Origin of the sequence: Streptomyces sp. NPDC014656 (assembly GCF_043084305.1) — a bacterium.
In the GTDB taxonomy this organism is placed as follows: domain Bacteria; phylum Actinomycetota; class Actinomycetes; order Streptomycetales; family Streptomycetaceae; genus Streptomyces.
On record NZ_JBIBZN010000002.1, the window covers coordinates 390,074 to 412,725 of the forward strand.

A 22,652-nucleotide genomic window follows, 5' to 3' on the forward strand; every position below is an offset into this window, starting at 1 on the left:
GCCGCCACCGAGGCCCCGGCCGCCGAGGAAGCCCCCAAGGCCCCCCGCAAGCGGACCACCGCCAAGAAGGCCGCCCCGGCCACCGAGGCGCCCGCCGCCGAGGCTCCGGCCGCCGAGGAGGCCCCCAAGGCTCCGCGCAAGCGCGCCGCCGCCAAGAAGACGGCCCCCGCCGCCACCGAGGCCCCGGCCGCCGAGGAAGCCCCCAAGGCCCCCCGCAAGCGGACCACCGCCAAGAAGGCCGCCCCGGCCACCGAGGCGCCCGCCATCGAGGCTCCGGCCGCCGAGGAGGCCCCCAAGGCTCCCCGCAAGCGCGCCGCCGCCAAGAAGACGGCCCCCGCCGTGGCGCCGGACGCGTCGGAGCCGCAGACCGCGGCGACGACCCGTCGGCGCACGGTGAAGAAGGCCGCCGCCGAGGCCCCGGCCGAGGAGGCGCCCAAGGCTCCGCGCAAGCGGGCCCCGAGGAAGACCGCCCCCGCCCAGCCGGAGGCGTGACGTCCCGCCCGGACCACCGGGCACGACGGCGGCCCGGCCCCTCCCCAGGGGCCGGGCCGCCGTCGTCGTCCCCGGAGACCGGAGCTCCGCCTCCGGTTACAGTCCTTGCATGAGCAAGCCCCGCTCCCTGGACCTCCCCCCGCGCACCCGGGCCCACCGCCTGGAGACCGTGCGCGGGGGCTTCGCCGTGCTCGACGCCGAGGCCGCGGGCGAGCGGCGGGGCACGGTGCTGATGCTGCCCGGGTACACCGGCAGCAAGGAGGACTTCCTGGCGCTGCTCGGGCCGCTGAGCGAGGCCGGCTACCGCGTCGTCGCCGTCGACGGGCGCGGGCAGAACGAGTCGCACGGCCCCCGGGGCCGCGCCGCCTACCGCCGGCGGGCGCTCGCGCTCGACGTGGTCGCGCAGGCGGTGGCGCTGCGCGACGGGCCGGTGCACCTGCTCGGGCACTCCTTCGGCGGGCTCGTCGCCCGCTCCGCCGCCGTGCTCGCCCCGCGCGCCTTCCGCTCGCTGACCCTGCTCTCCTCCGGCCCCGGCCGGGTCGCCCGGCCCCAGCGGGTCCGGATCCGTGCCCTGCGCGCCGGACACGCGCTGCTGGCGAAGGACCGGGTGTGGCGGACCACCCGCTGGCTCGACAGCCGCGGCGAGCAGCCGGACGAGACGGTCGACTCGGCCGAGCTGGTGGGCTTCCTCCAGCGCCGCTGGATGCTGACCAAGGTCGCCCAGCTCTCCGGCGCGGGCCGGCTGCTGCTGCGCGACCCGGACGGCGAGGCCGAGCTGGCCGGCCTGACGCTGCCCGTGCACCTGGCGTACGGCTCCGAGGAGATGGTCTGGGCGCCGGCCGAGCTGGCGGCGGCCGCCGCCCGTACCGGCGCGCACCACACGGTGGTGGAGGGCGCGGGCCACTCCCCCAACGTCTCGCACCCGCGCGAACTGGCCGAGCGCCTGGCCGCCTTCTGGCAGCGCGCGGACGCGCCGGCCCCCCGGCCGGCGAAGGTCAGTACTGCGCCCTGAGGTGCTGCCAGAAGCCGTCGCGCAGGGCGCGCCGGAGGCCGCCGTGGCCGCGCAGCGAGCGGCTGAGCCGGGACTCGGCCTCGACGAGGAGGTCCTGGTCGTAGGCGGCGGGGAGGTACGGATCGCCGGGCAGGAGTTCGGCGAGCCGGTCGCGGCCGCGTTCGCCGAGCCAGGTGGCGGCGATCTGGGCGCCGACGAAGCGGACCTCCTCGCGCGAGGGCGGCGGCTCCGTCTCGTTCTCGTACATCGTGACCGGGCGGCGGGTGACGTACGGCCGGCAGAAGTCGAGGTCGAAGGTGCGCTGGCTGTCGACCTCCCAGAGCAGCGCCTCGGCCTGGTTGGGGCCGTCGGCGGCCTCGATGCCCCAGAGGTGGACGCGGGCGCCGTAGCCCTGGGCGGCCTCGACGGCGGAGACCAGGTCCTCGTCGCCGCCGACGAGGGCGGCGTCGCTGATGGCGCGGTGGCGGGCGAGGGACTCCAGGTCGGTGCGGATGAGGGAGTCGACGCCCTTCTGCTGGTTGTTGGCGTTGAGGTTGCCGAGGCGGACCTTGACGTCCGGGAGCTCGGCGATGGACTGCTGTTCGGGGGTGTGGATGCGGCGGCGGGCGCCGTCGTACCAGTAGACGCGCAGCAACCGGCTGTCGGCGAAGATCGTCCGGGCGGTGTCGATGAACGCCTCGATGAGGCCCTCGGCGTCGAGGTCGTAGGAGCGCCGGTCCTCGGTGCCGGTCACCAGCAACCCGGCCGAAGCATGGACGTAACCGGCGTCGACGAAGATGGCGTGGGTGGACGGGGTCTTGGCCACCTCGGCCAGCATCCGTCTCAGGAGCTCATTGGTGCGCTCCAGGCGGGCTTCCAGCGTTCCGAGGGCGCGGAGGGTGTCGTCGGCGGGTGGTGGCGCGGGGTTCATGGCGTCGTTCATCGGCCCTCATTGTCCGCCGCGGAAGGGCGGGCCGCCACATCCCTTACCCGCGAGTATTTAGCCATCCAAAAATTTTCCTTAGCGTAAGGAATGTTCTGGGCGGCTCCACCGTTGGACACATACGTACACAAGTTCTCCGTATGGAGGATCAACTCGGACGAAGGGAGAAGCCATGCGCTTCGAAATCCTGCGCCTTGACGACGTCGACGGCACGCCCGTCGACTCGACCGTCGTGGACGCCGCCTCCGTCAACCGGATCGTGCAGCAGGCCGCCGCCGTCGGCCAGCGCATCTGGATCCGACCCGCAGAGACCTCGGCCTCGTAACGGCCCGGGTCCACACCACGCACCGCGCCCCCGCGCGGACTCCGCTTCGGCGGAATCCGCACGGGGGCGCAGTGGTGTCCGGGGCCGGGTCAGGCGCCCCGGACGACCTGGGTGACGCCGTTGATGATCTGCTGCACGGCGATCGCGGAGAGCATCATGCCGGCGAGCCGGGTGACGAGGACGACGCCGCCGTCCTTGATGACGCGGATGATGCCGAGCGAGTAGCGCATGGCCAGCCAGAGCACGACGTGCATGGCGGCGATGGCGGTCCAGACGGAGATCTGCGCGGAGACGCTGTCGGCGTGCTGGACGGCGAGGATGACGGAGACGATGGCGCCGGGCCCGGCGAGCAGCGGCATGCCGAGCGGGACGAGGGCGACGTTGACGTCCTTGGTCTGCTTCGGCTCGTCGTTCTTGCCGGTGAGCAGGTCGAGCGCGATGAGCAGCAGCAGCAGGCCGCCCGCGATCATCAGGGCGGGCACGGAGACGTGCAGGTAGTCCAGGATCTGCTGGCCGAGCAGGCCGAAGACGGTGATGACGCCGAAGGCGACGGCGACGGCCTGCCAGGCCATCCGGCGCTGGACCTTGGCCGGGCGGCCTGAGGTCAGCGCCAGGAAGATCGGCGTGATGCCGGGCGGATCCATGATCACGAAGAGGGTGAGGAAGAGCGAGCCGAAGACGGCGAGGTCGAACACGGTGGGGTGCCTTGCGGGTGAGGGTCGAACGGTGGGGTGGGGCCCGGACCGGAATCTTGGATTCCGGCATCGGGGCAGGAGTGCCCCGCCGCCGCACGACGGACGCGCGGGGCTCGGGGCGGTACGGGACGGGGGCGGGGCAGCACGGCGCCCCGCCGTCACACGACGGCGGGGAGGGCGGCCGGGGCCCCCGGGGACCTAGGCGCGGACTCCGCCGGCGCCGGGGACGGGGAAGGCGCCGGTCGCGCGGCGGGTGATCTCGCCGTAGATCTCGGGGTCGGTGGTGTACTCCCCGAGCCGGCAGGTCTTGCGGCTGCCGTGGTAGTCGCTGGAGCCGGTGACCAGCAGTCCCAGCTCCTTCGCGAGCCCGCGCAGCCGCGCGCGGGTGGGCCCGTCGTGGTCCATGTGGTCGACCTCGATGCCGTCGAGCCCGGCCTCCGCGAGGGCGGCGACGGCGGACTCGGGCACGACCTGGCCGCGCTTGACGGCGGCCGGGTGGGCGAGGACGGTGACGCCGCCGGCGGCCTTGACCAGCCGGATCGCGTCCGCCGGGTCCAGCTCGTGCTTCTCCACGTGGGCGCGGCCGCCGTCGGCGATCCACTCGGTGGTGAAGGCGCCGGAGACGTCGGGCACCACGCCCAGCTCGACCAGCGCCTCCGCGACGTGCGGGCGGCCCACGGAGCCGTCGCCGGCGATCCGGGCGACCTGCTCCCAGGTGACGGGGACGCCGAGCAGCCGGAGCTTGTCCACCATGGCCCGGGCGCGCGGCACCCGGTCGTCGCGGACCAGCTCGCGCTCGGCGAGCAGGGCCGGCTCCTCGGGGTCGAAGAGGTAGGCGAGCATGTGCAGGCCGATGCCGTCGAGACGGCAGGAGAGCTCGGCGCCGGGGACGACGGTCAGGCCCTCGGGCGCGGCGGCGATCGCCTCGGCGTGTCCGCGGGTGGTGTCGTGGTCGGTGAGCGCCACGACGTCGAGCCCGGCCGCGGCGGCGTTCCGCACCAGCTCGGCGGGGGTGTCGGTGCCGTCGGAAGCCGTGGAGTGGCTGTGCAGGTCGATGCGCACGACGCGGTTCTCCAGGGGCTCGGCACGGGCGGGTGACGCTCCAGCATAGCGGGCCCCGCATGTCCAGATGTACGGATCCGGCACACCGGGCGCCCATTACACAGCCGGGGGGCCCGACGGGCCGTCAGCCGATCAGGCGCGGGGTGAGCGCCCCGCAGGGCAGCAGCTCGACCTCCGCGCCCGCGTCGCGCAGATCGGTGAGGACGAGTTCGTCGTACATCAGCAGCCCGGACTGCTCCGGCCAGACGATCGCCCAGAGCCAGAGCCCGCGGGCCTCGCCGGCGAAGACGGCCCGGTCGTGGGGGGTGCCGGTGACGTGCCAGAGCGGGGTGGGCCGGCCGGCGGCGAGGACCTTGGCCTGCGGCGGCTTGTCGATGGCCATGCCGGAGCCGGGGTCGGGGCCGTCGATGCCGGCGTACCGGGCGCCGAGGCCGACGCCCAGCTCCTCGGCGACGAGCAGCAGCTCGCCGATGCCGCCGAGCGGGCCGGGACCGGAGCAGGCGACGGCGGTCGCCCGCCCGCCGCTGCGGTCGTCACCCGCGTAGGCGACGCCGGTGAAGAGCCAGCCGACGGGAAGCGGCCAGGGCATCCAGACGGGCACCCGCGAGCGGTGCACGACGACGCCGAGGGCTTCGACACTGGGCGGGACCACCGGCTGGAGCGGATGCACGGGTCCGTGTACGTCGCACTGCCAGGAGTCGGCGAAGAGGCCGGGCGCCCTGACCCGCCCACCGCACTTCGGACAACTGGGTTCGCCCCTCATAGGGCTCAACGGTCCTACCGCGCGGGCCTCCCGTCAAGAACGCCCGCCGCCGACTCACCCGTCCGGCCGGAAGCGTCCACCCCGGCCGCCGCCCGCGGCGCGGGGGCGCTCCGCCCGACCGCCGCGGCGCCTCAGTCCAGGGCCACCGACGCCCGCAGCGGATCGCGCAGGTCCGTGCCCTTCGCGAGCCAGCGCTCCTCCAGGGCCTGGGCGCCGTGCACGCGCTTCCAGGCGGCCTCGTTCGGGGTCATCGGCAGCAGGGGGAGGAAGCGGACGGGGTCCATCGGCTCGTCCAGCTCCAGGTCCTCCACCAGGCCGCCCGACCCGGCGACGAGCACCGAGCTGAAGCCGGCCCCCGGCCACAACGGTCCGCCCAGGTCCAGCGAGGCGCCGGGGGCCACGACCACGCCCTCCACCTGCGGGGTCGCGGCGAGCACCGCGAGCGGGCGCAGCACCTTGTCGGTGTCGGCGCGCCCGAGGCGCACGGTCAGGACCAGCTCGGCGCGCGGGCCCTTCACCGGGTCGGCGAGCGCGGCCGTCGGGTCCGCCATCGGGGCGGCGGACATGCCGAGCGTGGCGTAGCGCACGAGGCCGGCCTCCGCGTCGACGAAGCGGAGCACCTCGATGCGGTCGGTGCCGAGGAAGGTCACCGCGGCCCGCGCGTCGGGGTCGCCCAGGGCCGTACGGAGCCGGGCCTCGACCAGTGCAAGAACTTCTCCCATGCCGCGAGCATAGATCGCGTATGGAACGGGCAAAGTAAGGGATTGACCCTCGGCCGGCTGATAGTGTTGGCCACTGGTCGGGTTTCCCGACCGTGCGCCACACGTCATCCCTCACGAGGGACCGGCCGGAGGAGGTGGGACTGCGATGGACCGAAGTCGATCGGGCAGTACCAGCCGCTCTTCCGCCGCACCGCACCCGCGCCCGGTGCGTTCCCCCCTCCGGTGACACCGGGGCCCTGAACCGCGGCCCCCCTTCCCCGGCATCGCGTACGACGGAAGAGCATCCCCCCTCTTTGCCTGTCTGAGTTGCGAACGCCGTCACGTGCGAACCGACGGTGCCGCCCGCTTTGTGGACGACGTCCCTTCCCGTCCTCATTCCGGGTTGCGCCACGCTCGCCGACGGCCTGTCCGTGAAGGAGCACGCCCATGTCGATGATCCGTGACCTGCGCGCCGCCGTTCGGCCCAGCCTGCGTCCGAGCCTGCGCAAGACCCCGACCACGTACACGAACTACGACCCGACGCGCGACCACTCGGCCTCCAGCGCCATCGTCGACTGCGCGGTCTACCGCGACGGCAGCCGGGTCGACGACCGCGCCTGCCTCACCCCGCGCGGCGCCATGTCCCAGGTGCGGGAGTCCGGCGGCTTCGCGTGGATCGGGCTGCACGAGCCGACCGAGGCCGAATTCGCCGGTATCGCAGCCGAGTTCGGGCTGCACCCGCTCGCCGTCGAGGACGCCGTCCACGCCCACCAGCGGCCCAAGCTGGAGCGGTACGACGACACCCTCTTCACCGTCTTCAAGACGATCCACTACGTCGAGCACGCCGAACTCACCGCCACCAGCGAGGTGGTGGAGACCGGCGAGCTGATGTGCTTCACCGGGCCCGACTTCGTCATCACCGTCCGGCACGGCGGCCAGGGCTCCCTGCGCAACCTCCGGCACCGCCTCCAGGGCGAGCCCGAACTCCTCGCCAAGGGACCCTCCGCCGTCCTGCACGCCCTCGCCGACCACGTCGTCGACGGCTACATCGCGGTGGCCGACGCCGTCGAACTCGACATCGACCAGCTGGAGATCGACGTCTTCTCGCCGGCCGCGAAGGGCTCCACGCGCGGCACGGACACCGGCCGGATCTACCAGCTCAAGCGCGAGGTGCTGGAGTTCAAGCGGGCCGTCACCCCGCTGCTGCGCCCGATGCAGCTGCTCAGCGAGCGGCCCATGCGGCTGGTCGACCCGGACATCCAGAAGTACTTCCGGGACGTCGCCGACCACCTCGCCCGCGTCCAGGAGCAGGTCGTCGGCTTCGACGAGCTGCTGAACTCGATCCTCCAGGCCAACCTGGCGCAGGCGACCGTCGCGCAGAACGAGGACATGCGCAAGATCACCTCGTGGGCGGCGATCGTCGCCGTCCCCACGGCGGTCTGCGGCGTGTACGGCATGAACTTCGACCACATGCCGGAGCTGCACTGGAAGTACGGCTACCCGATGGTGCTCGGCGGCATCGCCGTCATCTGTTTCGCCATCCACCGCACCCTGAAGCGGAACGGCTGGCTGTAGGCGCCTCCCGCTAGGCTTCGCGCCATGACTGAAGAGCTGTTCCTCGTCGAGGAGGCCACGAAGAAGTCCGGCCTCGTGTGGGTCCGGGGCACCGGGCCCGCCCGGGCGCTCTGGCACGTGTGGCACGACGGCGCCGCCCACGTGGTCGGCGACGGCCCCGGCGAGCAGCCGCTGCCCGGCCTCGCCGACGGCGCCACCGCCGAGGTCACCGTCCGCAGCAAGGACAAGGGCGGCCGGATCGTGTCCTGGACGGCCGCCGTCCGCCAGCTCGCGCCCGGCACCGAGGAGTGGGACGCGGCCGTCGCCGAGCTCAAGGGCAAGCGGCTCAACGCGCCCGACGGCGAGGCCATGCCCGAGCGCTGGGCGCGCGAGTGCCGCGTCCTGCGCCTCGACCCGCGCGCCGCCACCACCGACCTCCCGGACGGCTCCCTCGCCGCCGTCCCCCTCCCCTCCGCTGCGACCACCCGCCACCCGGTCCCGGCCGCCCTGCCGAAGCTGCTGCTCCGCCGGAGGAAGAAGCGGTCCTAGGGCCAGACCAGGCCCCTAGCCCGCGGGCAGCCCCTCCGGGGCCGTGCCGAAGGGGTTGTCGACGGCGTAGCGCCAGTGGCCGTCGGGGCCGCGGCGGGCCACGTCGGTGGCGGTGCCCTCGACGCGCACCGGCCGGCCGTCGGGACCCGTGCCCTCGATCAGCCAGTCGACGAGGAGCAGCGCCAGGTCGCCGGTGGCGTACACCCGGCGGGGGCGGACCGCGATCGGGACGCCGAGTGCCTGGAGGCGCGCGTTGGCGGCGTGCAGCGCGGGCCCGGTGAGCGGGGCGCCGCCCGGGCCCGCGGCCAGGACCGCGCCCTCCTCGTAGATCCCGGCGAGGGCCGCCGGGTCGCCGCTGTTGAAACGGGCCGCGAAGACGGCGGGCACGTCCTCGGGCCGGGTGGCCGGCCCGAGCCGGGTGGCCGGGTCAAGCGGCGTGGACGGGTCGGGCGGGGTTGCGGACATGGGGACGGACGTCCTTCCGTACCGGGAGAATCGGACTCCCGACACGCTAGGAGACGGCCTCGTGACTCACCGAACGGTTGGCCACCCGCCGGGGCTCCCCGACGGCGACCCCCGGGCCCGCGTCGACGCGCCCGCCCCGGACTGCCCGGTGGAGATCGCCCTCGCGGCCCTCCGCGGCCGCTGGACCACCCTGGTCGTCCGCGAGCTGCTGGGCGGCGAGCGGGGCTACAGCGAGCTGCGGGAGGCGCTGCCGAGGCTCTCCGACAAGGTGCTGTCGGAGCGGCTGGCACAGCTCGCCGAGGCGGGGGTGGTGGTCCGCGAGCGGCGCCCCGGCTGGCCGCCGACCGTGCGGTACGGGCTCACGCCGCGCGGACGGGAGCTCGGCCCGGTGCTCCAGGCCCTGTGGGACTGGGGCGCGGCCGAAGGCTGAGCCGGTTCAGGTCCGGGGCAGCTGACGGCCGTAGTCGAGGGTCTCCTCGCGGTCCGGCGCGGCCAGCGGGAAGTCCTTGTCCCACTCGGAGAGCAGGACGAGTCCCGCTCCGCCGCCGCGGGCGAACTGGAGCGGGTACGGGGAGCCCTCCAGGGCCACGTCGAGGGTGCCGCCCTCGCCCCCCGCGCCGCCCTTCACCTTGACCGTGCGGACGCCGCCGACCTGGTCCCGGTCGCCCTTGACGACGTCGCCGTGCAGCCCGATCAGGCCGCGCAGCAGCTGGTCCATCTCGGTGAAGCCGCGCAACTGCTTGTACGAGGGGTCGTCTGCGGGCACCTTCACGTACATGTCGTCCAGCTTGTCGGCGGCCTCCGTGTCGGCCTCGGTGGGCTTGTCGTCGCCCTCCTCCTCGTGCGACCAGAAGCCGGCGTCGGCCTTGAGGTAGAGGGCGTCGCCGACCCGCAGCAGCTCGAAGGTGCTGTTCTTCGTGCGCACCGAGCCGGTGGCGCCGTTCTGCTTGAGCCGCATGTCGAGCTTGAAGGTCCCGCCCTTGCTGACCAGGGTGCCCGCGAGCCGGACCGCCCGGGCCGCGTCCGCCGCCGTGCGGGCCTTCTCCTCGATCTCCGGAGCCGACAGCTTCCCGACCCCGTTCGTCCCCGCGTCGGGATCGGGCTCGGACGCGCAGGCCGTCAGGCCCACCGTCAGCCCCGCGCACAGGGCCAGCGGCACGGCCGCCCGGCGGAAGCGGCCTGCGGCGGTCGTGCGGGCGCGTGCCGGCGGCACGGACGGGATACGCGATGACGGGGTGCGGACGGTCACCTGCGCTGCCTCTCGTTCTGCGGTGCGGGGGGGGAACGGCCCCGGTCGCGGACAGTCGGCGGGGGCCGCCGGAGTCGGCCGGACGGACCGGCCGGTGCCGGTGGGGGGCGGCAGACCGCAGCGTACCCGGGCGGGCCCGGCGTCCTCGCGGCAGCCGGACGGCGGTGCTGCCGGAGCGGGGAGGAACACCTCGGGCTAGCCTGAACCGTGCGGAGCCCGGCAGGGGCCCGCACCGGCCGCGAAGCCCCCCGGGGGCGGCGCGGCGACCCGGATCGTGCGGCACCGAGGAGGCGCGAGGCATGGCGGCAGGCGCCCCCCGGATCTTCGTCTCCCACCTCGCCGGGACGGCGGTCTTCGACCCCGTGGGCGACCAGGTGGGCCGGGTGAGCGACCTGGTGGCGATGCTGCGCGTCGGCCGCCGCCCGCCCCGGCTGCTCGGCATGGTCGTGGAGGTGCTGAGCCGGCGGCGGGTCTTCGTCCCGATGACCCGGATCACCGGCGTCGAGTCCGGGCAGGTCATCACCACCGGTGTGGTCAACATGCGCCGCTTCGAGCAGCGGCCGACCGAGCGGCTCGTCCTCGGCGAGCTCCTCGACCGGCGGGTGACGCTGGCCCAGACCGGCGAGGAGGTGACCGTCCTCGACATCGCCATCCAGCAGCTGCCGGCCCGCCGCGACTGGGAGATCGACCGGGTCTTCGTCCGGCGCGGCAAGAGCGGGGCGCTGCGCCGCAAGGGGGAGACGATGACGGTGGAGTGGTCGGCGGTCACCGGCTTCTCCCTGGAGGAGCACGGGCAGGGCGCCGAGAGCCTGGTCGCCACCTTCGAGAAGCTCCGCCCCGCCGACCTCGCCAACGCGCTGCACCACCTCTCCCCCAAGCGGCGCGCCGAGGTCGCCGCCGCCCTCGACGACGACCGGCTCGCCGACGTCCTGGAGGAGCTGCCGGAGGACGACCAGGTGGAGATCCTGGGCAAGCTGAAGGAGGAGCGGGCCGCCGACGTCCTGGAGGCGATGGACCCGGACGACGCCGCCGACCTCCTCAACGAGCTGCCGGACGACGAGAAGGAACGGTTGCTCACCCTGATGCGGCCGGACGACGCGGCCGACGTGCGCCGGCTGATGTCGTACGAGGAGCGGACGGCGGGCGGTCTGATGACCACCGAGCCGATCGTGCTGCGCCCGGACGCCACGGTGGCCGACGCGCTGGCCCGGGTCCGCCAGCAGGACCTGTCGCCGGCGCTCGCCGCGCAGGTGTACGTGTGCCGGCCGCCGGACGAGACGCCGACCGGGAAGTACCTGGGCACGGTCCACTTCCAGCGGCTGCTGCGCGACCCGCCGTTCACGCTGGTCAGCTCGCTGGTCGACAGCGACCTGCCGCCGCTCGGACCGGACACCGCGCTGCCCGCCGTGACCAGCTACTTCGCCGCGTACAACCTGGTGGCGGCACCGGTGGTGGACGAGAGCGGCTCGCTGCTCGGCGCGGTCACCGTCGACGACGTGCTCGACCACCTGCTGCCGGAGGACTGGCGGGAGACGGAGTTCCACGAGGAGGGGGTGCGCGGTGGCTGAGCGGCCGCAGGACCGGGAGCGCGAGCGGCCGGTGTCCCGGATCCGGCTCGACCTGCCGAGCGAGCGGCGGTACCGGCTGCTGCCGGAGTACGACCCCGAGGCCTTCGGGCGGCTCTCGGAGCGGATCGCCCGCTTCCTGGGGACGGGGCGCTTCCTGGTCTGGATGACCCTGACGGTGGTCGTCTGGATCGGGTGGAACGTCTTCGCCCCGCCGTCGCTGAAGTTCGACGAGTACCCCTTCATCTTCCTGACGCTGGCGCTGTCCCTGCAGGCCTCGTACGCGGCCCCGCTGATCCTGCTGGCGCAGAACCGGCAGGACGACCGGGACCGGGTGAACCTGGAGCAGGACCGCAAGCAGAACGAGCGGTCGATCGCCGACACGGAGTACCTGACCAGGGAGATCGCGGCGCTCCGGATGGGCCTCGGCGAGGTCGCCACCCGCGACTGGATCCGCTCCGAACTCCAGGACCTGGTGAAGGAACTGGAGGAGCGCGGACGGGAACGCGATCTATTCCCGCCGGACGGCGAGCGGCACAGTGACGTACCCGACCGTTGACGGCCCTTTCATAGCCACGTGGTCGTCGCCGTACCATCAGACCTATGGCTACGGAAGACGCGGTGCTTGAGGCACTGGCGACGGTGAACGACCCCGAGATCAATCGTCCGATCACGGAACTCGGCATGGTCAAGTCGGTGGAGATCGGACCGGACGGCAAGGTCGCGGTGACGGTCTACCTGACGGTCTCCGGCTGCCCGATGCGCGACACCATCACGCAACGCGTCACCGAGGCCGTCTCGCGCGTCGAGGGCGTCACCGGTGTCGACGTGACGCTGGACGTGATGAGCGACGAGCAGCGCAAGGAGCTGGCGACGGCGCTGCGCGGCACCACCGCCGAGCGCGAGGTGCCCTTCGCGAAGCCGGGCTCGCTGACCCGGGTGTACGCGGTCGCCTCCGGCAAGGGCGGCGTCGGCAAGTCCTCCGTGACCGTGAACCTGGCCGCCGCGATGGCCGCCGACGGCCTGAAGGTCGGTGTCGTCGACGCGGACATCTACGGCCACAGCGTGCCCCGCATGCTGGGCGCGGACGGGCGTCCGACCCAGGTCGAGAACATGATCATGCCGCCGTCGGCGAACGGCGTGAAGGTCATCTCGATCGGCATGTTCACCCCGGGCAACGCACCGGTGGTGTGGCGCGGCCCGATGCTGCACCGCGCCCTCCAGCAGTTCCTGGCGGACGTGTACTGGGGCGACCTGGACGTGCTGCTGCTCGACCTGCCCCCGGGCACCGGCGACATCGCGATCTCCGTCGCGCAGCTGGTGCCGAACGCGGAGATCCTCGTCGTGACGACGCCCCAGCAGGCGGCGGCCGAGGTCGCCGAGCGGGCCGGCTCGATCGCGGTGCAGACCCACCAGAAGATCGTCGGCGTGGTCGAGAACATGTCGGGCCTGCCGTGCCCGCACTGCGACGAGATGGTGGACGTCTTCGGCACGGGCGGCGGCCAGCTGGTCGCGGACGGCCTGTCCCGCACGACCGGCACCACGGTCCCGGTGCTCGGCTCCATCCCGATCGACGTGCGCCTGCGCGAGGGCGGCGACAGCGGCAAGCCGGTCGTCCTCGAAGCCCCCGACTCCCCCGCCGGCGCGGCCCTGCGCGCCATCGCGGGCAAGCTCGGCGGCCGCCAGCGCGGCCTCTCGGGCCTGAGCCTGGGCATCACCCCGCGCAACAAGTTCTGAGCGGTAACCGTACGGCGAAGGGCGCCCCGCTCCGGGGCGCCCTTCGCCGTACGGGTGGGGCCTCAGGCGTACGGCGCGAGGTCCTTGATCTGCGCGAAGCCCAGTCCGTACGCGCTCATGCCCCGCCCGTACGCCCCGAGGTGCACGTCCCCGGTGGAGCCGGCGAGCACCCATCCGAACTCGGACTCGCGGTAGTGGAACGGCACCGGCACCCCGTCGACCGGCAGCGACAGCGCGGTCCACGCGGGCCCGTCGAGGTCGTCCGCCAGCTCGAAGGCCGTCTCGGTCTGCTGGTCCAGCCAGTGGTCCCGCAGCCCGTGGTCGAGCGAGGCGGGCCAGGTGTGGGCGAGGAGCCCGGAGCCGGCCAGCCAGGCGGCGGAGGAGACGGTGGTGGCGTCGAGGACGCCGGTGCCGTCGCCGGTGCGCCGCACGGGGTTCGCGGCGACCGTCACGACGACGGCGAAGCGCTCCTTCTCCGTGCCGGCGACCTCGGACTTTATCGACGGCTCGTCACCGTGGCCCACCGAGCCGTGCTGGACGGTGCCGTCCGCCGCCGTGCCGATCTGCATCAGCCGGCGGGGCCCGGTGAACGCCTCGTCGAGCCCGTACCAGGCGAAGGGCGCGCGCAGAAACCCCTCGGCTTCCACCCGACTCGTCGTCTTCATCTCGGCCGCCTCCTCGTTCCGTCAACTCAAGGAGGATAGCGACCGGTCGGTGACCGGCCGTGTCAGGTGGCGTCGGAGTCGTACGGCGGGTGCTCGGGCGCGGCGGGCTTGTCCTGCTTCTTCAGCAGGTCGGGGGCGGAGCCGTTGACCGCGGCGGGGGTGGCGGCGGGCGCGGCGGCCGGCGCGCTCTCGCGGCCGTTGACCGCGTCGGCGACCTCGTTCATCTCCTTGCGGAGGTCGAAGGTGGAGCGCAGCTCCTTGAGCTCGCTCAGGTCCTCGTTGCCGTCGAGCTGCTTGCGGATGAAGGTCTTCGGGTTGAGGTCCTCGAACTCGAAGTCCTTGAAGTCCGGGCCGAGCTCGCTGCGGATGTCCTCCTTGGCGCTGTCGGAGAACTCCCGGATCTTCCGGATGAAGCGCGAGACGTCCTGGACGACCTTCGGCAGCTTGTCCGGCCCGAAAACGAGCACGGCGAGGACGATGAGCGTCACCAGCTCGAGTGCGCCTATGTCGCTGAACATCCGATAACTCCTTCACGCCGGACCAGCACGGCCCGGACCACGGTACCCGCCCGGACTGCCGGACGGGTACCTTGCGATGTCCGCCACGTGTACCTCGGGTGCCGGGCGTGCTCAGGTGCCCTGGGCCGAGCCGAGCGTGACGGTCCTGGTCAGTTCCTTGCCGTCACGGGTCAGGGTGAGGGCGAGCGCGTCGCCGGGGCGGTGGGCGCGGATCTTCACGATCAGCTCCTCGCCGTTGTGGACCCGCTGGCCGTCGACCTTGGTGATGACGTCACCGGGACGCAGTCCGGCCTTGGCGGCGGGGCCGTCGGGGGTGACGGACGGGGTGCCGTCCTTGCCCTTGTCGCCGACGCGGGCTCCGTCGCCGTTGAACTGCATGTCGAGGCTGACGCCGATGACGGGGTGGGTGGCCTTGCCGGTGTTGATGAGCTCCTCGGCGACCCGCTTGCCCTGGTTGACGGGGATGGCGAAGCCGAGGCCGATGGAACCGGCCTGGCCGCCGCTGCCGCCGTCCCCGTCCCCGGAGCCGCCGGCGGCGCGGATGGCGCTGTTGATGCCGATGACGCGGCCCTTGCCGTCGAGGAGGGGACCGCCGGAGTTGCCCGGGTTGATGGGCGCGTCGGTCTGGAGGGCGTCGACGTAGGAGATGTCGCTGCCGTCGCCCTTCTCGCCGCCGGCGGTGATCGGGCGCTCCTTGGCGCTGATGATGCCGGAGGTGACGGTGTTGGAGAGGTCGAAGGGGGCGCCGATGGCGACGACCGGGTCGCCGACGCGGACGTCGTCGGAGTTGCCGAGCGGGAGGGGCTTGAGGCCGCTGACGCCGGTGACCCGGACGACGGCGAGGTCGTAGCCGGTGTCCTTGCCGATGAGCTTGGCGGAGGCCGTCTCGCCGCTGGAGAAGGTGACGGTGATGTCGCCGGAGGAGGCGGCGGCGTCGACGACGTGGTTGTTGGTGAGGATGTGGCCGCGGTTGTCGAGGACGAAGCCGGTGCCGGTGCCGGCGGAGCCGCCGCCGCTGACGTGGAGGGTGACGACGCCGGGCAGGGCGGCGGCGGCGATGCCGGCGACGCTGCCGGGCGCGCGGTCGGTGGCCCCGGCCTCGGCCTGCGGGAGTTCGACGGTGCCGCCGAGGTCGATGCTGCCGTTGCGCTCGATGTAGGCACCGACGCCGCCGCCGATGACGCCGGTGAGCAGGGCGAAGGCGAGGGCGCCGACGAGGGCGAGACCGCGCCGGGACTTCTTCCGCGCGGGCGGGGGCACGGCCCCGGGGCCGGCCCCCCAGGGGTCGTACTGGCCCCAGGCGTGCGGGGCCACGGGGGCCTGCGCGGGCGGGACGGCTCCCTGCGGGGGCACGGCCGGCGCGGGCGCGGCGGGGTGCAAAGCCGGCGCGGGCGCGGGCGCGGCCGGATGCTGCACGGGCGGCGCGGGGGCCCACGGCCCGGGCTCGCCGTAGGGCGGCGTCCGGTACTCGTCGGGCTCGTGCAGCGGCCGCGCCGCGGGCGGTACGGCCGGGGCGGCCGGCTCGGCCGCTTCGACGGGGGGTACGGGCTCCGCCGCCGCGACCGGATCGACCGGGGCGGGCGCGGCCGGCGCTGGCTCCTTCGTCATGTCGACCCGGGGGGCGGCGGGCGCCTCCGGGGCCGGCTCGGGCGCGGCGGAGTCGGCCGGGCCCGGGGCCTGGAGGGGGAAGTCGTCCTCCTCCGCCGGGGGCGGCGTGGGTATCCGCGCCGCCTCCGGGGGCGTCGAGGGCCGGCTCCACCAGTTCGGCTTCCCGTCGTTCATGTTCTCCCCGCAACCGCTGACCCGTGAGCGGCCCGGTGTTCGGGTGCTCTGACCGAGGATTCAACCAGGTCGGGGGTCAGCGGGGGGAGCCCGGCGGGACGCCGGGCGGGCTGGGGGCCGGACTGGGTGCCGGGCCGAAGGCCGGCTGGAGGGCGGAGGCCGTCGCGCGTATGAACGGCGAGAGGGCGAAGAGCGACTGCGTCTGCACCGCCCGGAGCCGTACGGCCGCCCTCGGACCGGCCCGGTCGAGGTCCGCAGGGACGGCTCCCGAGGGGACGGTGCCGCCCGGGACCAGCGGACCTCCGGCGAGGGCCTGGGCGCCGCCGGCGGAACGCTCCGAGCGGTCCGAACGGCCGGTCGCGGCGCCTGAGGCGGAGCCGGGGCCCGCAGAGGCGCCGGCGCGGAGCGGGGTGACCGCGCTGCCGGTGCCCTGACCGCCGCGGGCGGTGGTGTTGAGGGTGCTGTCGACGGGGAGGGCGCCGCCTAGGGCGATGGCCGCGAAGGAGACCGCGCCGGCGGCGGCGACGGCGAAGCGCCGGCCGCGCCCCGAGGGGGTGACGGCGTGGACCCGGAAGCCGGTGCCGGTCCCCGTGCCCGTGTCGGGCACGGCGGGGGTCGCGGTGGCGAAGCCGTCGCTCTTCACGCCGCCGGCTTCGAGGAGCTGCTCCAGTGGAGAGCGCCCGGGGCCACCGGGACCGCCGGGCAGGCCCTGGAGGCGGGCGAGGAAGCCCTCGGAGGGCTGCGGGGCGCCGCTGGAGGCGAAGACGCTCTTCAGGGCGCGCTGGGCGTCCGCCTCGGCCTTGCAGCGGGCACAGGTGGCGAGGTGGGCGAGGACCCGCTCGCGGGCGTCGTGACCGAGCTCGCCGTCGACGAGCGCGGCGAGCCGGTCCCCGAGGTGGTGCTCCGCGGGGCTCGGGGACGGGGGACGGGTGCCGCTCACGCTGTCCCGGCCTCCCATCCGACGGTGGCCAGGGCACGCTCCGCCCGGGCCTCGGGCGAGCGGTGCTTGAGCGCCTTGCGCAGGTGGGAGCGGCCGCGGTGGATCCGGCTGCGGACGGTGCCGAGCTTCACGCCGAGGGTCGCGGCGATCTCCTCGTACGACAGCCCCTCGATGTCGCAGAGGACGACGGCGGCGCGGAACTCGGGCGCCAGGGTGTCGAGGGCCTGCTGGACGTCGGCGTCGAAGTGGGTGTCGTTGAACACCTGCTGGGGGGAGGGCTCCCGGCTGGGGAGCCGCTCGGCGGCGTCGTCGGCGAGCGCGTCGAAGCGGATGCGCTGCTTGCGGCGGACCATGTCGAGGAAGAGGTTGGTGGTGATGCGGTGCAGCCAGCCCTCGAAGGTGCCCGGGGTGTACGTCGACAGCGAGCGGAAGACGCGGACGAAGACCTCCTGGGTGAGGTCCTCGGCGTCGTGCTGGTTGCCCGTCAGGCGGTAGGCCAGGCGGTAGACGCGACCGCTGTGCGTGCTGACGATCTCCTCCCAGGTGGGCGGAGTCCACGCCTGCGATTCCGCATCCGATGCGAAGGTCGCGGTGGTGGGTGCGGTGTCGGTGGTGTGGAGCTTGTCAGCGGTGTCGGTCACGGATTTCGGCTCACCCGCCGACCTGAGAAGACGCCGCAGCGCCCCTCTCCGATCCACAGGCGCAGCCGCACCTCCCCTATCGGCTCTGGTGGTGTCCAGTGGAGCCCCTACCATAGCCACCTCGCCCGTTAGCTCCGGATAAGAATCTTTACGCGCATTTGAATCGGCGTCGTCCGCCGGTCCCCACGCGCTTCTCTCCCCTGGTGAACGCCCGGTCCCATCTGCGGGTTCCCGCTGACAGCGGATACAGTCACCGTTGCGCCAACTAAGGGGACAGGAGAGGGCCATTACCGCCAACCGGCAGACGGACTGGGCGTTCGCCGACGCCTTTGTCGCCGAGGACGACGCTCTGCGCCTGGCCCGCGCCCGGGCCCGTGAGGCAGGACTGCCCTCGGTGTCGCCGGGCACCGGTGCGGCGCTGCGTCTGCTGGCCGCGTCGGCGGACGCCAAGGCGGTGGCCGAGATCGGTACGGGCACGGGCGTGTCGGGCATCTACCTGCTGCTGGGGATGCGTCCCGACGGCACCCTGACGACGGTGGACGTGCAGCCGGAGCACCAGCAGTTCGCGAAGACGGCGTTCCGGGAGGCGGGCTTCGCCGGCAACCGGGCGCGGTTCATCCCCGGCCGGGCGCTCGACGTGCTGCCGCGGCTGGCGGACGGCGGGTACGACCTCGTGTTCTGCGACGGCGACCGCGGGGAGTACCCGGACTATCTCGCTGAATCGTTGCGCCTGCTCCGGCCTGGGGGTCTGGTGTGCTTCGAGGGCGTCTTCGCGGACGGCCGCACGGTGGACTCCGGCGCCCAGCCGGGCGAGGTGCAGCGGGTCCGCGAGCTGCTGCGCACGGTCCGGGAGAGCCCCCAGCTGCTCCCGACGCTGCTGCCGGTGGGCGACGGCCTGCTCTGCGCGGTGCGGCGCGGCTGAGCCGCCCGGGGCCCCGGCGCGGGCCGGCCCCGGCATGCCGCTGCCCCGGACGGCGGGGCCGTACCGGGGCAGCGGTGCAGGAGAACGGGGAGGGTCAGCCGACGACCTTCTTCAGGGCGTCACCGAGCGCCTCGGCCTCGTCCGGGGTCAGCTCGACCACGAGCCGACCGCCGCCTTCGAGCGGAACGCGCATGACGATGCCCCGCCCCTCCTTGGTCACCTCGAGCGGGCCGTCACCCGTCCGCGGCTTCATGGCCGCCATGCTCGTTCCCCTTCCTGAAACCAGCTCATCTCCAACCGGGCAGCTCCGTGCCACGGAGCAGCGTCACCGGCTTCGAACACATTGCTTCCAGGTCATTATCCCGCATCGCAGCACCCGATGACCAACATCGATCCGCATCGCTTGGGCAACGCGCTCCCGCAAAAGCACACATTTCGGCGTCGGGCCTGCGATACTTCGCCGCCGCGGGTCGCCTCGCGGGCCCCGATTCTTTGACGCAGCTCACATGGGCGGTACGGGTGATCTCCGTCATGCTGGGCGGATCAGCCCATCCACGAGACGAAGGGGTCCCGATGGCCGACACGGTCCTGTACGAAGTGAGCGACGGACTCGCCACCATCACGCTCAACCGGCCCGAGGCCATGAACGCGCTGAACGTCGCCGCGAAGGCGGCGCTGCGGGACGCGGCCGAGGCGGCGGCCGCCGACCCCGCGGTCCGCGCGGTGCTGCTGACGTCGGCGGGCGACCGGGCGTTCTGCGTCGGGCAGGACCTGAAGGAGCACGTCGGTCTCCTGCTCCAGGACCAGGAGAGCGGCACGCGGGCCACCATGAACACGGTCCGGGACCACTACAACCCGATCGTCCGGGCGCTCACCGGCATGAGGAAGCCCGTGATCGCCGCGGTCAACGGCGTCGCCGCCGGCGCCGGCTTCGGCTTCGCGCTCGCCGCGGACTACCGGATCGTCGCCGACACCGCCTCCTTCAACACCTCCTTCGCGGGCGTCGCGCTCACCGCCGACTCCGGCATGTCCTGGACGCTCCCCCGCCTCATCGGCCAGAGCCGCGCCTCCGACCTGCTGCTCTTCCCCCGCACCCTCACCGCCCAGGAGGCGTACGACCTGGGCATCGCGAACCGTCTGGTCCCGGCCGCCGAGCTCCCCGCCGAGGCGCTGAAGCTGGCCCGGAAGCTCGCCGAGGGCCCCACCGTCGCCTACGCGGCCCTCAAGGCCTCCGTCGCCTACGGCGCCGACCACTCCCTGGACGAGGCCCTCGACAAGGAGGACGAGCTCCAGACCCTGGCCGGCGCCTCCGAGGACCACACCATCGCGGTCCGCGCCTTCCTGGCCAAGGAGAAGCCGAAGTACCTGGGCCGCTGACCCGGAGCGCCTCCCGGAGCGGGTGTCAGCGCCCGCCCCGGGACGCGCAGTCCGCCAGGTGGTCGTCGACGAGGCCGCAGGCCTGCATCAGGGCGTAGGCCGTCGTCGGGCCGACGAAGCGGACGCCCTTCTTCTTGAGGGCCTTCGACAGGGCCGTGGACTCGTCGGTGACCGCCGGGACGTCCGCGAGGACGCGGGGGGCCGGGCGGGTCTCCGGATCGGGGGCGTACGACCAGATCAGGGCGTCGAGGTCGCCGGGGGCCCAGTCAGCGAGCAGCTTCGCGTTGGCGAGCGTCGCGTCGACCTTGGCGCGGTTGCGGATGATGCCCTCGTCGGCGAGGAGCCGCTCGCGGTCGGCGTCCCCGAAGGCGGCGACGGACTCGATGCGGAACCCCGAGAAGGCGCGCCGGAAGCCCTCCCTGCGGCGCAGGATCGTGATCCAGGACAGGCCCGACTGGAAGGCTTCCAGGCAGAGCCGTTCGAAGAGGGCGTCGTCGCCGTGGACCGGGCGGCCCCACTCCTCGTCGTGGTAGGCCGTGTAGTCCTCGGTGGAGAGGCCCCAGGGGCAGCGCGGCAGCCCGTCGGGGCCGGGGATCGCCCCGCCGGTCATCGCTCCTCGTCCTCCGCCGCCGCGCCGCCGGCCGGCGCGCCCGCGAGGGCGGCCTCCAGCTCCGCGATCCGGGCGTCGCGCTCGGCGAGCTCCGCGGCGAGCCGGTCCAGGACGTCGTCGACGTCCTCCATCCGGTAGCCGCGGGCGGCGACCGGGAGCCGCAGCGCCTCGACGTCGGCGCGGTCGACCGGCCGGCTCAGCGGCAGCGGGTCCACCAGCTGCTCGGGGGCCGCTTCGGGCAGCACCTCGCTGTCGCCGCCGCCGACCACGGCGAGGGTCACGGCCGCGACGACCACGACCATCGTGATGAGCAGAAACCAGAACACCAGCGCGCCTCTCCCGGAGTGGAAAACGTCCCGTGCCGATCGTGCCATGCGCCACCGGCGGTTAGGGTCACAGACGACTGCGCAGGACGCCGTCGACCGGTCGCGAGGGAGGACATAAGGGATGCTGCGCTTGGGACGGCGGGAATTCGGGCCGCACGAGCCGGTGATCATGGCGATCGTGAACCGGACCCCCGACTCCTTCTACGACCAGGGCGCGACCTTCCGCGACGAGCCGGCGCTCGCCCGGGTCGAGCGGGCGGTGGCCGAGGGCGCCGCGATCATCGACATCGGCGGGGTCAAGGCCGGTCCCGGCGAGGAGGTCACCGCCGAGGAGGAGGCCCGCCGCACGGTCGGCTTCGTCGCGGAGGTCCGCCGCCGCCACCCCGACGTGGTGATCAGCGTGGACACCTGGCGGGCGGACGTCGGCGAGGCGGTCTGCGAGGCCGGCGCGGACCTGCTGAACGACGCGTGGGGCGGGGTCGACCCCCGGCTCGCCGAGGTCGCCGCGAAGTACGGCGCGGGCCTCGTCTGCACCCACGCGGGCGGCGCCGAGCCGCGGACCCGCCCGCACCGGGTGGAGTACGAGGACGTGATGGCCGACATCCTGCGGGTCACCGTGGGCCTCGCCGAGCGGGCGGTCTCGCTGGGCGTGCGGCGGGACGGGATCATGATCGACCCGGGCCACGACTTCGGGAAGAACACCCGGCACAGCCTGGAGGCGACGCGCCGCCTCGGCGAGATGGCGGAGACGGGGTGGCCGGTCCTGGTGTCCCTGTCCAACAAGGACTTCGTCGGCGAGACGCTGGACCGCCCGGTGAAGGAGCGGGTCCTCGGGACCCTCGCCACCACCGCCGTCTCGGCCTGGCTCGGCGCCCGGGTGTACCGCGTCCACGAGGTCGCCGAGACGAAGCAGGTCCTCGACATGGTGGCGACGATCGCGGGCCACCGCGAGCCGGCGGCCACCCGGCGGGGCCTGGCCTGAGGCCCCGGTCCCGCCGGGCGGGACGCCTAGCGGTTGACCTCCTTGGTGACGAGCGCGACCGCCTCGTCCACGTCGTCCGTGACGTGGAAGAGGAGCAGGTCGCGCTCGGAGGCCTTGCCGCCGGCGACGACCGTGTCCTTCAGCCAGTCGACGAGCCCCTTCCAGTACGCGCTGCCGAACAGCACGATCGGGAAGCGGGTCACCTTGCGGGTCTGCACCAGGGTCAGCGCCTCGAAGAGCTCGTCGAGGGTGCCGAGGCCGCCGGGCAGGACGACGAAGCCCTGCGCGTACTTCACGAACATCGTCTTGCGGACGAAGAAGTACCGGAAGTTCACGCCGATGTCGACGTGCTGGTTGAGCCCCTGCTCGAAGGGGAGCTCGATGCCGAGGCCGACCGAGACGCCCTTCGCCTCCCGGGCGCCCTTGTTGGCCGCCTCCATGGCGCCCGGGCCGCCGCCCGTGATCACCGCGAAGCCCGCCTCGACCAGCGCCCGGCCGATCCGCACGCCCGCCTCGTACTCCGGCGAGTCCGGCTTCGTGCGGGCCGAGCCGAAGACGCTGATCGCGCTCGGCAGTTCGGCGAGCGCGCCGAAGCCCTCCACGAACTCGGACTGGATCCGCATGACCCGCCAGGGGTCGGTGTGCACCCACTCCGAGTCGCCCTCGGTGTCGAGCAGCCGCTGGTCCGTGGTGCCCGGCTGGACCTGGTCCCTCCGCCTCAGCACCGGTCCGAGCCGCTGCTCCTCCGGCTTCGCCACTCCCTCGGGAATGCCCATGGCCTGCTCCCTCCGCCGATCC

27 protein-coding genes and 1 pseudogene are annotated in these 22,652 nt (G+C 73.8%); 12 read left to right on the plus strand and 16 right to left on the minus strand.

What is annotated here, in order from left to right:
* Together ACF1ED_RS05570 and ACF1ED_RS05575 are read left to right on the plus strand one after the other, a co-directional pair.
* Positions 1-492: pseudogene (locus ACF1ED_RS05570) on the plus strand (DEAD/DEAH box helicase); the annotation flags it as partial.
* A 109-nt stretch (positions 493-601) separates the two neighbouring features.
* Positions 602-1,504, plus strand: coding sequence for an alpha/beta fold hydrolase (locus tag ACF1ED_RS05575; protein ID WP_391757088.1), 903 nt, complete (start codon positions 602-604; stop codon positions 1,502-1,504).
* On the opposite strand, the gene ACF1ED_RS05580 is transcribed toward ACF1ED_RS05575, so the two are convergent.
* Positions 1,488-2,414, minus strand: a complete 927-nt coding sequence (locus ACF1ED_RS05580; RefSeq protein ID WP_391757519.1) for an NYN domain-containing protein — start codon at positions 2,412-2,414, stop codon at positions 1,488-1,490. The genes ACF1ED_RS05575 and ACF1ED_RS05580 overlap by 17 nt on opposite strands.
* Positions 2,415-2,598: 184 nt before the next feature.
* Between ACF1ED_RS05580 and ACF1ED_RS05585 the strand changes: the two genes are divergently transcribed.
* A complete protein-coding gene (locus ACF1ED_RS05585) occupies positions 2,599-2,751 on the plus strand; it encodes a hypothetical protein (RefSeq protein ID WP_107063377.1) in 153 nt (50 codons plus the stop codon).
* An 89-nt stretch (positions 2,752-2,840) separates the two neighbouring features.
* On the opposite strand, the gene ACF1ED_RS05590 is transcribed toward ACF1ED_RS05585, so the two are convergent.
* The 4 genes from ACF1ED_RS05590 to ACF1ED_RS05605 all read right to left on the minus strand — a co-directional run bounded on the left by ACF1ED_RS05590 (position 2,841) and on the right by ACF1ED_RS05605 (position 5,993).
* Positions 2,841-3,446, minus strand: coding sequence for a MarC family protein (locus ACF1ED_RS05590; RefSeq protein ID WP_391757089.1), 606 nt, complete (start codon positions 3,444-3,446; stop codon positions 2,841-2,843).
* A gap of 198 nt (positions 3,447-3,644) precedes the next feature.
* Entirely contained in the window at positions 3,645-4,508 is an 864-nt protein-coding gene (locus ACF1ED_RS05595; protein WP_391757090.1) for a PHP domain-containing protein, read from the minus strand.
* A gap of 124 nt (positions 4,509-4,632) precedes the next feature.
* Positions 4,633-5,271: a DUF6758 family protein gene (locus ACF1ED_RS05600; RefSeq protein ID WP_391757091.1), complete on the minus strand. Its 639-nt coding sequence runs from the start codon at positions 5,269-5,271 to the stop codon at positions 4,633-4,635.
* Between the two features lie 131 nt (positions 5,272-5,402).
* Positions 5,403-5,993 (minus strand): suppressor of fused domain protein, encoded by a 591-nt coding sequence (locus ACF1ED_RS05605; protein WP_391757092.1) that lies wholly within the window; start codon positions 5,991-5,993, stop codon positions 5,403-5,405.
* A 426-nt stretch (positions 5,994-6,419) separates the two neighbouring features.
* On the opposite strand from ACF1ED_RS05605, the gene ACF1ED_RS05610 reads away from it, so the two are divergent.
* Positions 6,420-7,547, plus strand: coding sequence for a magnesium and cobalt transport protein CorA (locus ACF1ED_RS05610; RefSeq protein WP_351111607.1), 1,128 nt, complete (start codon positions 6,420-6,422; stop codon positions 7,545-7,547).
* A 24-nt stretch (positions 7,548-7,571) separates the two neighbouring features.
* Positions 7,572-8,075, plus strand: a complete 504-nt coding sequence (locus ACF1ED_RS05615; protein WP_391757093.1) for a hypothetical protein — start codon at positions 7,572-7,574, stop codon at positions 8,073-8,075.
* Positions 8,076-8,090: 15 nt separating this feature from the next.
* Here ACF1ED_RS05615 and ACF1ED_RS05620 read toward each other — a convergent pair whose 3' ends face one another.
* Positions 8,091-8,540, minus strand: coding sequence for a YybH family protein (locus ACF1ED_RS05620; RefSeq protein WP_391757094.1), 450 nt, complete (start codon positions 8,538-8,540; stop codon positions 8,091-8,093).
* A gap of 61 nt (positions 8,541-8,601) precedes the next feature.
* On the opposite strand from ACF1ED_RS05620, the gene ACF1ED_RS05625 reads away from it, so the two are divergent.
* Positions 8,602-8,970, plus strand: coding sequence for a winged helix-turn-helix transcriptional regulator (locus ACF1ED_RS05625; protein ID WP_391757095.1), 369 nt, complete (start codon positions 8,602-8,604; stop codon positions 8,968-8,970).
* Between the two features lie 6 nt (positions 8,971-8,976).
* On the opposite strand, the gene ACF1ED_RS05630 is transcribed toward ACF1ED_RS05625, so the two are convergent.
* Positions 8,977-9,762 carry a hypothetical protein gene (locus ACF1ED_RS05630; protein ID WP_391757521.1) on the minus strand — a complete coding sequence of 262 codons (786 nt, stop codon included), beginning with the start codon at positions 9,760-9,762 and terminating at the stop codon, positions 8,977-8,979.
* Between the two features lie 326 nt (positions 9,763-10,088).
* Here ACF1ED_RS05630 and ACF1ED_RS05635 point away from each other — a divergent pair, with 326 nt between their 5' ends.
* The 3 genes from ACF1ED_RS05635 to ACF1ED_RS05645 are packed head-to-tail and all read left to right on the plus strand — an operon-like array spanning position 10,089 to position 13,091.
* Positions 10,089-11,357: a magnesium transporter MgtE N-terminal domain-containing protein gene (locus tag ACF1ED_RS05635; RefSeq protein WP_391757096.1), complete on the plus strand. Its 1,269-nt coding sequence runs from the start codon at positions 10,089-10,091 to the stop codon at positions 11,355-11,357.
* The gene (locus tag ACF1ED_RS05640) at positions 11,350-11,913 is read left to right on the plus strand and encodes a DUF1003 domain-containing protein (protein ID WP_391757097.1); all 564 of its coding nucleotides are present in this window, start codon (positions 11,350-11,352) and stop codon (positions 11,911-11,913) included. The genes ACF1ED_RS05635 and ACF1ED_RS05640 overlap by 8 nt, the downstream gene beginning before the upstream one ends.
* Before the next feature lie 44 nt (positions 11,914-11,957).
* Complete coding sequence (locus ACF1ED_RS05645) at positions 11,958-13,091, plus strand: Mrp/NBP35 family ATP-binding protein (protein ID WP_391757098.1); 1,134 nt, start codon at positions 11,958-11,960, stop codon at positions 13,089-13,091.
* 62 nt (positions 13,092-13,153) lie between these two features.
* On the opposite strand, the gene ACF1ED_RS05650 is transcribed toward ACF1ED_RS05645, so the two are convergent.
* From ACF1ED_RS05650 to sigE, 5 genes are all read right to left on the minus strand, one after another.
* The gene (locus tag ACF1ED_RS05650) at positions 13,154-13,756 is read right to left on the minus strand and encodes a hypothetical protein (protein WP_391757099.1); all 603 of its coding nucleotides are present in this window, start codon (positions 13,754-13,756) and stop codon (positions 13,154-13,156) included.
* 62 nt (positions 13,757-13,818) lie between these two features.
* Entirely contained in the window at positions 13,819-14,274 is a 456-nt protein-coding gene (locus ACF1ED_RS05655) for a sec-independent translocase (RefSeq protein ID WP_391757100.1), read from the minus strand.
* 111 nt (positions 14,275-14,385) lie between these two features.
* Positions 14,386-16,056, minus strand: a complete 1,671-nt coding sequence (locus ACF1ED_RS05660; RefSeq protein WP_391757101.1) for a S1C family serine protease — start codon at positions 16,054-16,056, stop codon at positions 14,386-14,388.
* Between the two features lie 76 nt (positions 16,057-16,132).
* The gene (locus tag ACF1ED_RS05665) at positions 16,133-16,996 is read right to left on the minus strand and encodes an anti-sigma factor family protein (RefSeq protein WP_391757102.1); all 864 of its coding nucleotides are present in this window, start codon (positions 16,994-16,996) and stop codon (positions 16,133-16,135) included.
* Positions 16,993-17,751, minus strand: a complete 759-nt coding sequence (gene sigE, locus ACF1ED_RS05670) for an RNA polymerase sigma factor SigE (RefSeq protein ID WP_351111585.1) — start codon at positions 17,749-17,751, stop codon at positions 16,993-16,995. The genes ACF1ED_RS05665 and sigE overlap by 4 nt, the downstream gene beginning before the upstream one ends.
* Positions 17,752-17,893: 142 nt before the next feature.
* On the opposite strand from sigE, the gene ACF1ED_RS05675 reads away from it, so the two are divergent.
* Positions 17,894-18,559, plus strand: a complete 666-nt coding sequence (locus ACF1ED_RS05675; protein ID WP_391757103.1) for an O-methyltransferase — start codon at positions 17,894-17,896, stop codon at positions 18,557-18,559.
* A 94-nt stretch (positions 18,560-18,653) separates the two neighbouring features.
* On the opposite strand, the gene ACF1ED_RS05680 is transcribed toward ACF1ED_RS05675, so the two are convergent.
* Complete coding sequence (locus ACF1ED_RS05680) at positions 18,654-18,821, minus strand: DUF3117 domain-containing protein (RefSeq protein ID WP_009997451.1); 168 nt, start codon at positions 18,819-18,821, stop codon at positions 18,654-18,656.
* Between the two features lie 311 nt (positions 18,822-19,132).
* On the opposite strand from ACF1ED_RS05680, the gene ACF1ED_RS05685 reads away from it, so the two are divergent.
* Positions 19,133-19,936: an enoyl-CoA hydratase/isomerase family protein gene (locus tag ACF1ED_RS05685; protein ID WP_391757104.1), complete on the plus strand. Its 804-nt coding sequence runs from the start codon at positions 19,133-19,135 to the stop codon at positions 19,934-19,936.
* A gap of 25 nt (positions 19,937-19,961) precedes the next feature.
* Here ACF1ED_RS05685 and ACF1ED_RS05690 read toward each other — a convergent pair whose 3' ends face one another.
* Together ACF1ED_RS05690 and ACF1ED_RS05695 are read right to left on the minus strand one after the other, a co-directional pair.
* Positions 19,962-20,546: a DNA-3-methyladenine glycosylase I gene (locus ACF1ED_RS05690; RefSeq protein ID WP_391757105.1), complete on the minus strand. Its 585-nt coding sequence runs from the start codon at positions 20,544-20,546 to the stop codon at positions 19,962-19,964.
* Positions 20,543-20,872, minus strand: coding sequence for a DivIVA domain-containing protein (locus tag ACF1ED_RS05695; RefSeq protein WP_391757106.1), 330 nt, complete (start codon positions 20,870-20,872; stop codon positions 20,543-20,545). The genes ACF1ED_RS05690 and ACF1ED_RS05695 overlap by 4 nt, the downstream gene beginning before the upstream one ends.
* 121 nt (positions 20,873-20,993) lie before the next feature.
* Here ACF1ED_RS05695 and folP point away from each other — a divergent pair, with 121 nt between their 5' ends.
* Positions 20,994-21,854, plus strand: a complete 861-nt coding sequence (folP, locus tag ACF1ED_RS05700; RefSeq protein WP_391757107.1) for a dihydropteroate synthase — start codon at positions 20,994-20,996, stop codon at positions 21,852-21,854.
* A 26-nt stretch (positions 21,855-21,880) separates the two neighbouring features.
* On the opposite strand, the gene ACF1ED_RS05705 is transcribed toward folP, so the two are convergent.
* Positions 21,881-22,630, minus strand: a complete 750-nt coding sequence (locus ACF1ED_RS05705; protein WP_391757108.1) for a TIGR00730 family Rossman fold protein — start codon at positions 22,628-22,630, stop codon at positions 21,881-21,883.
* Between the last annotated feature and the right edge of the window lie 22 nt (positions 22,631-22,652).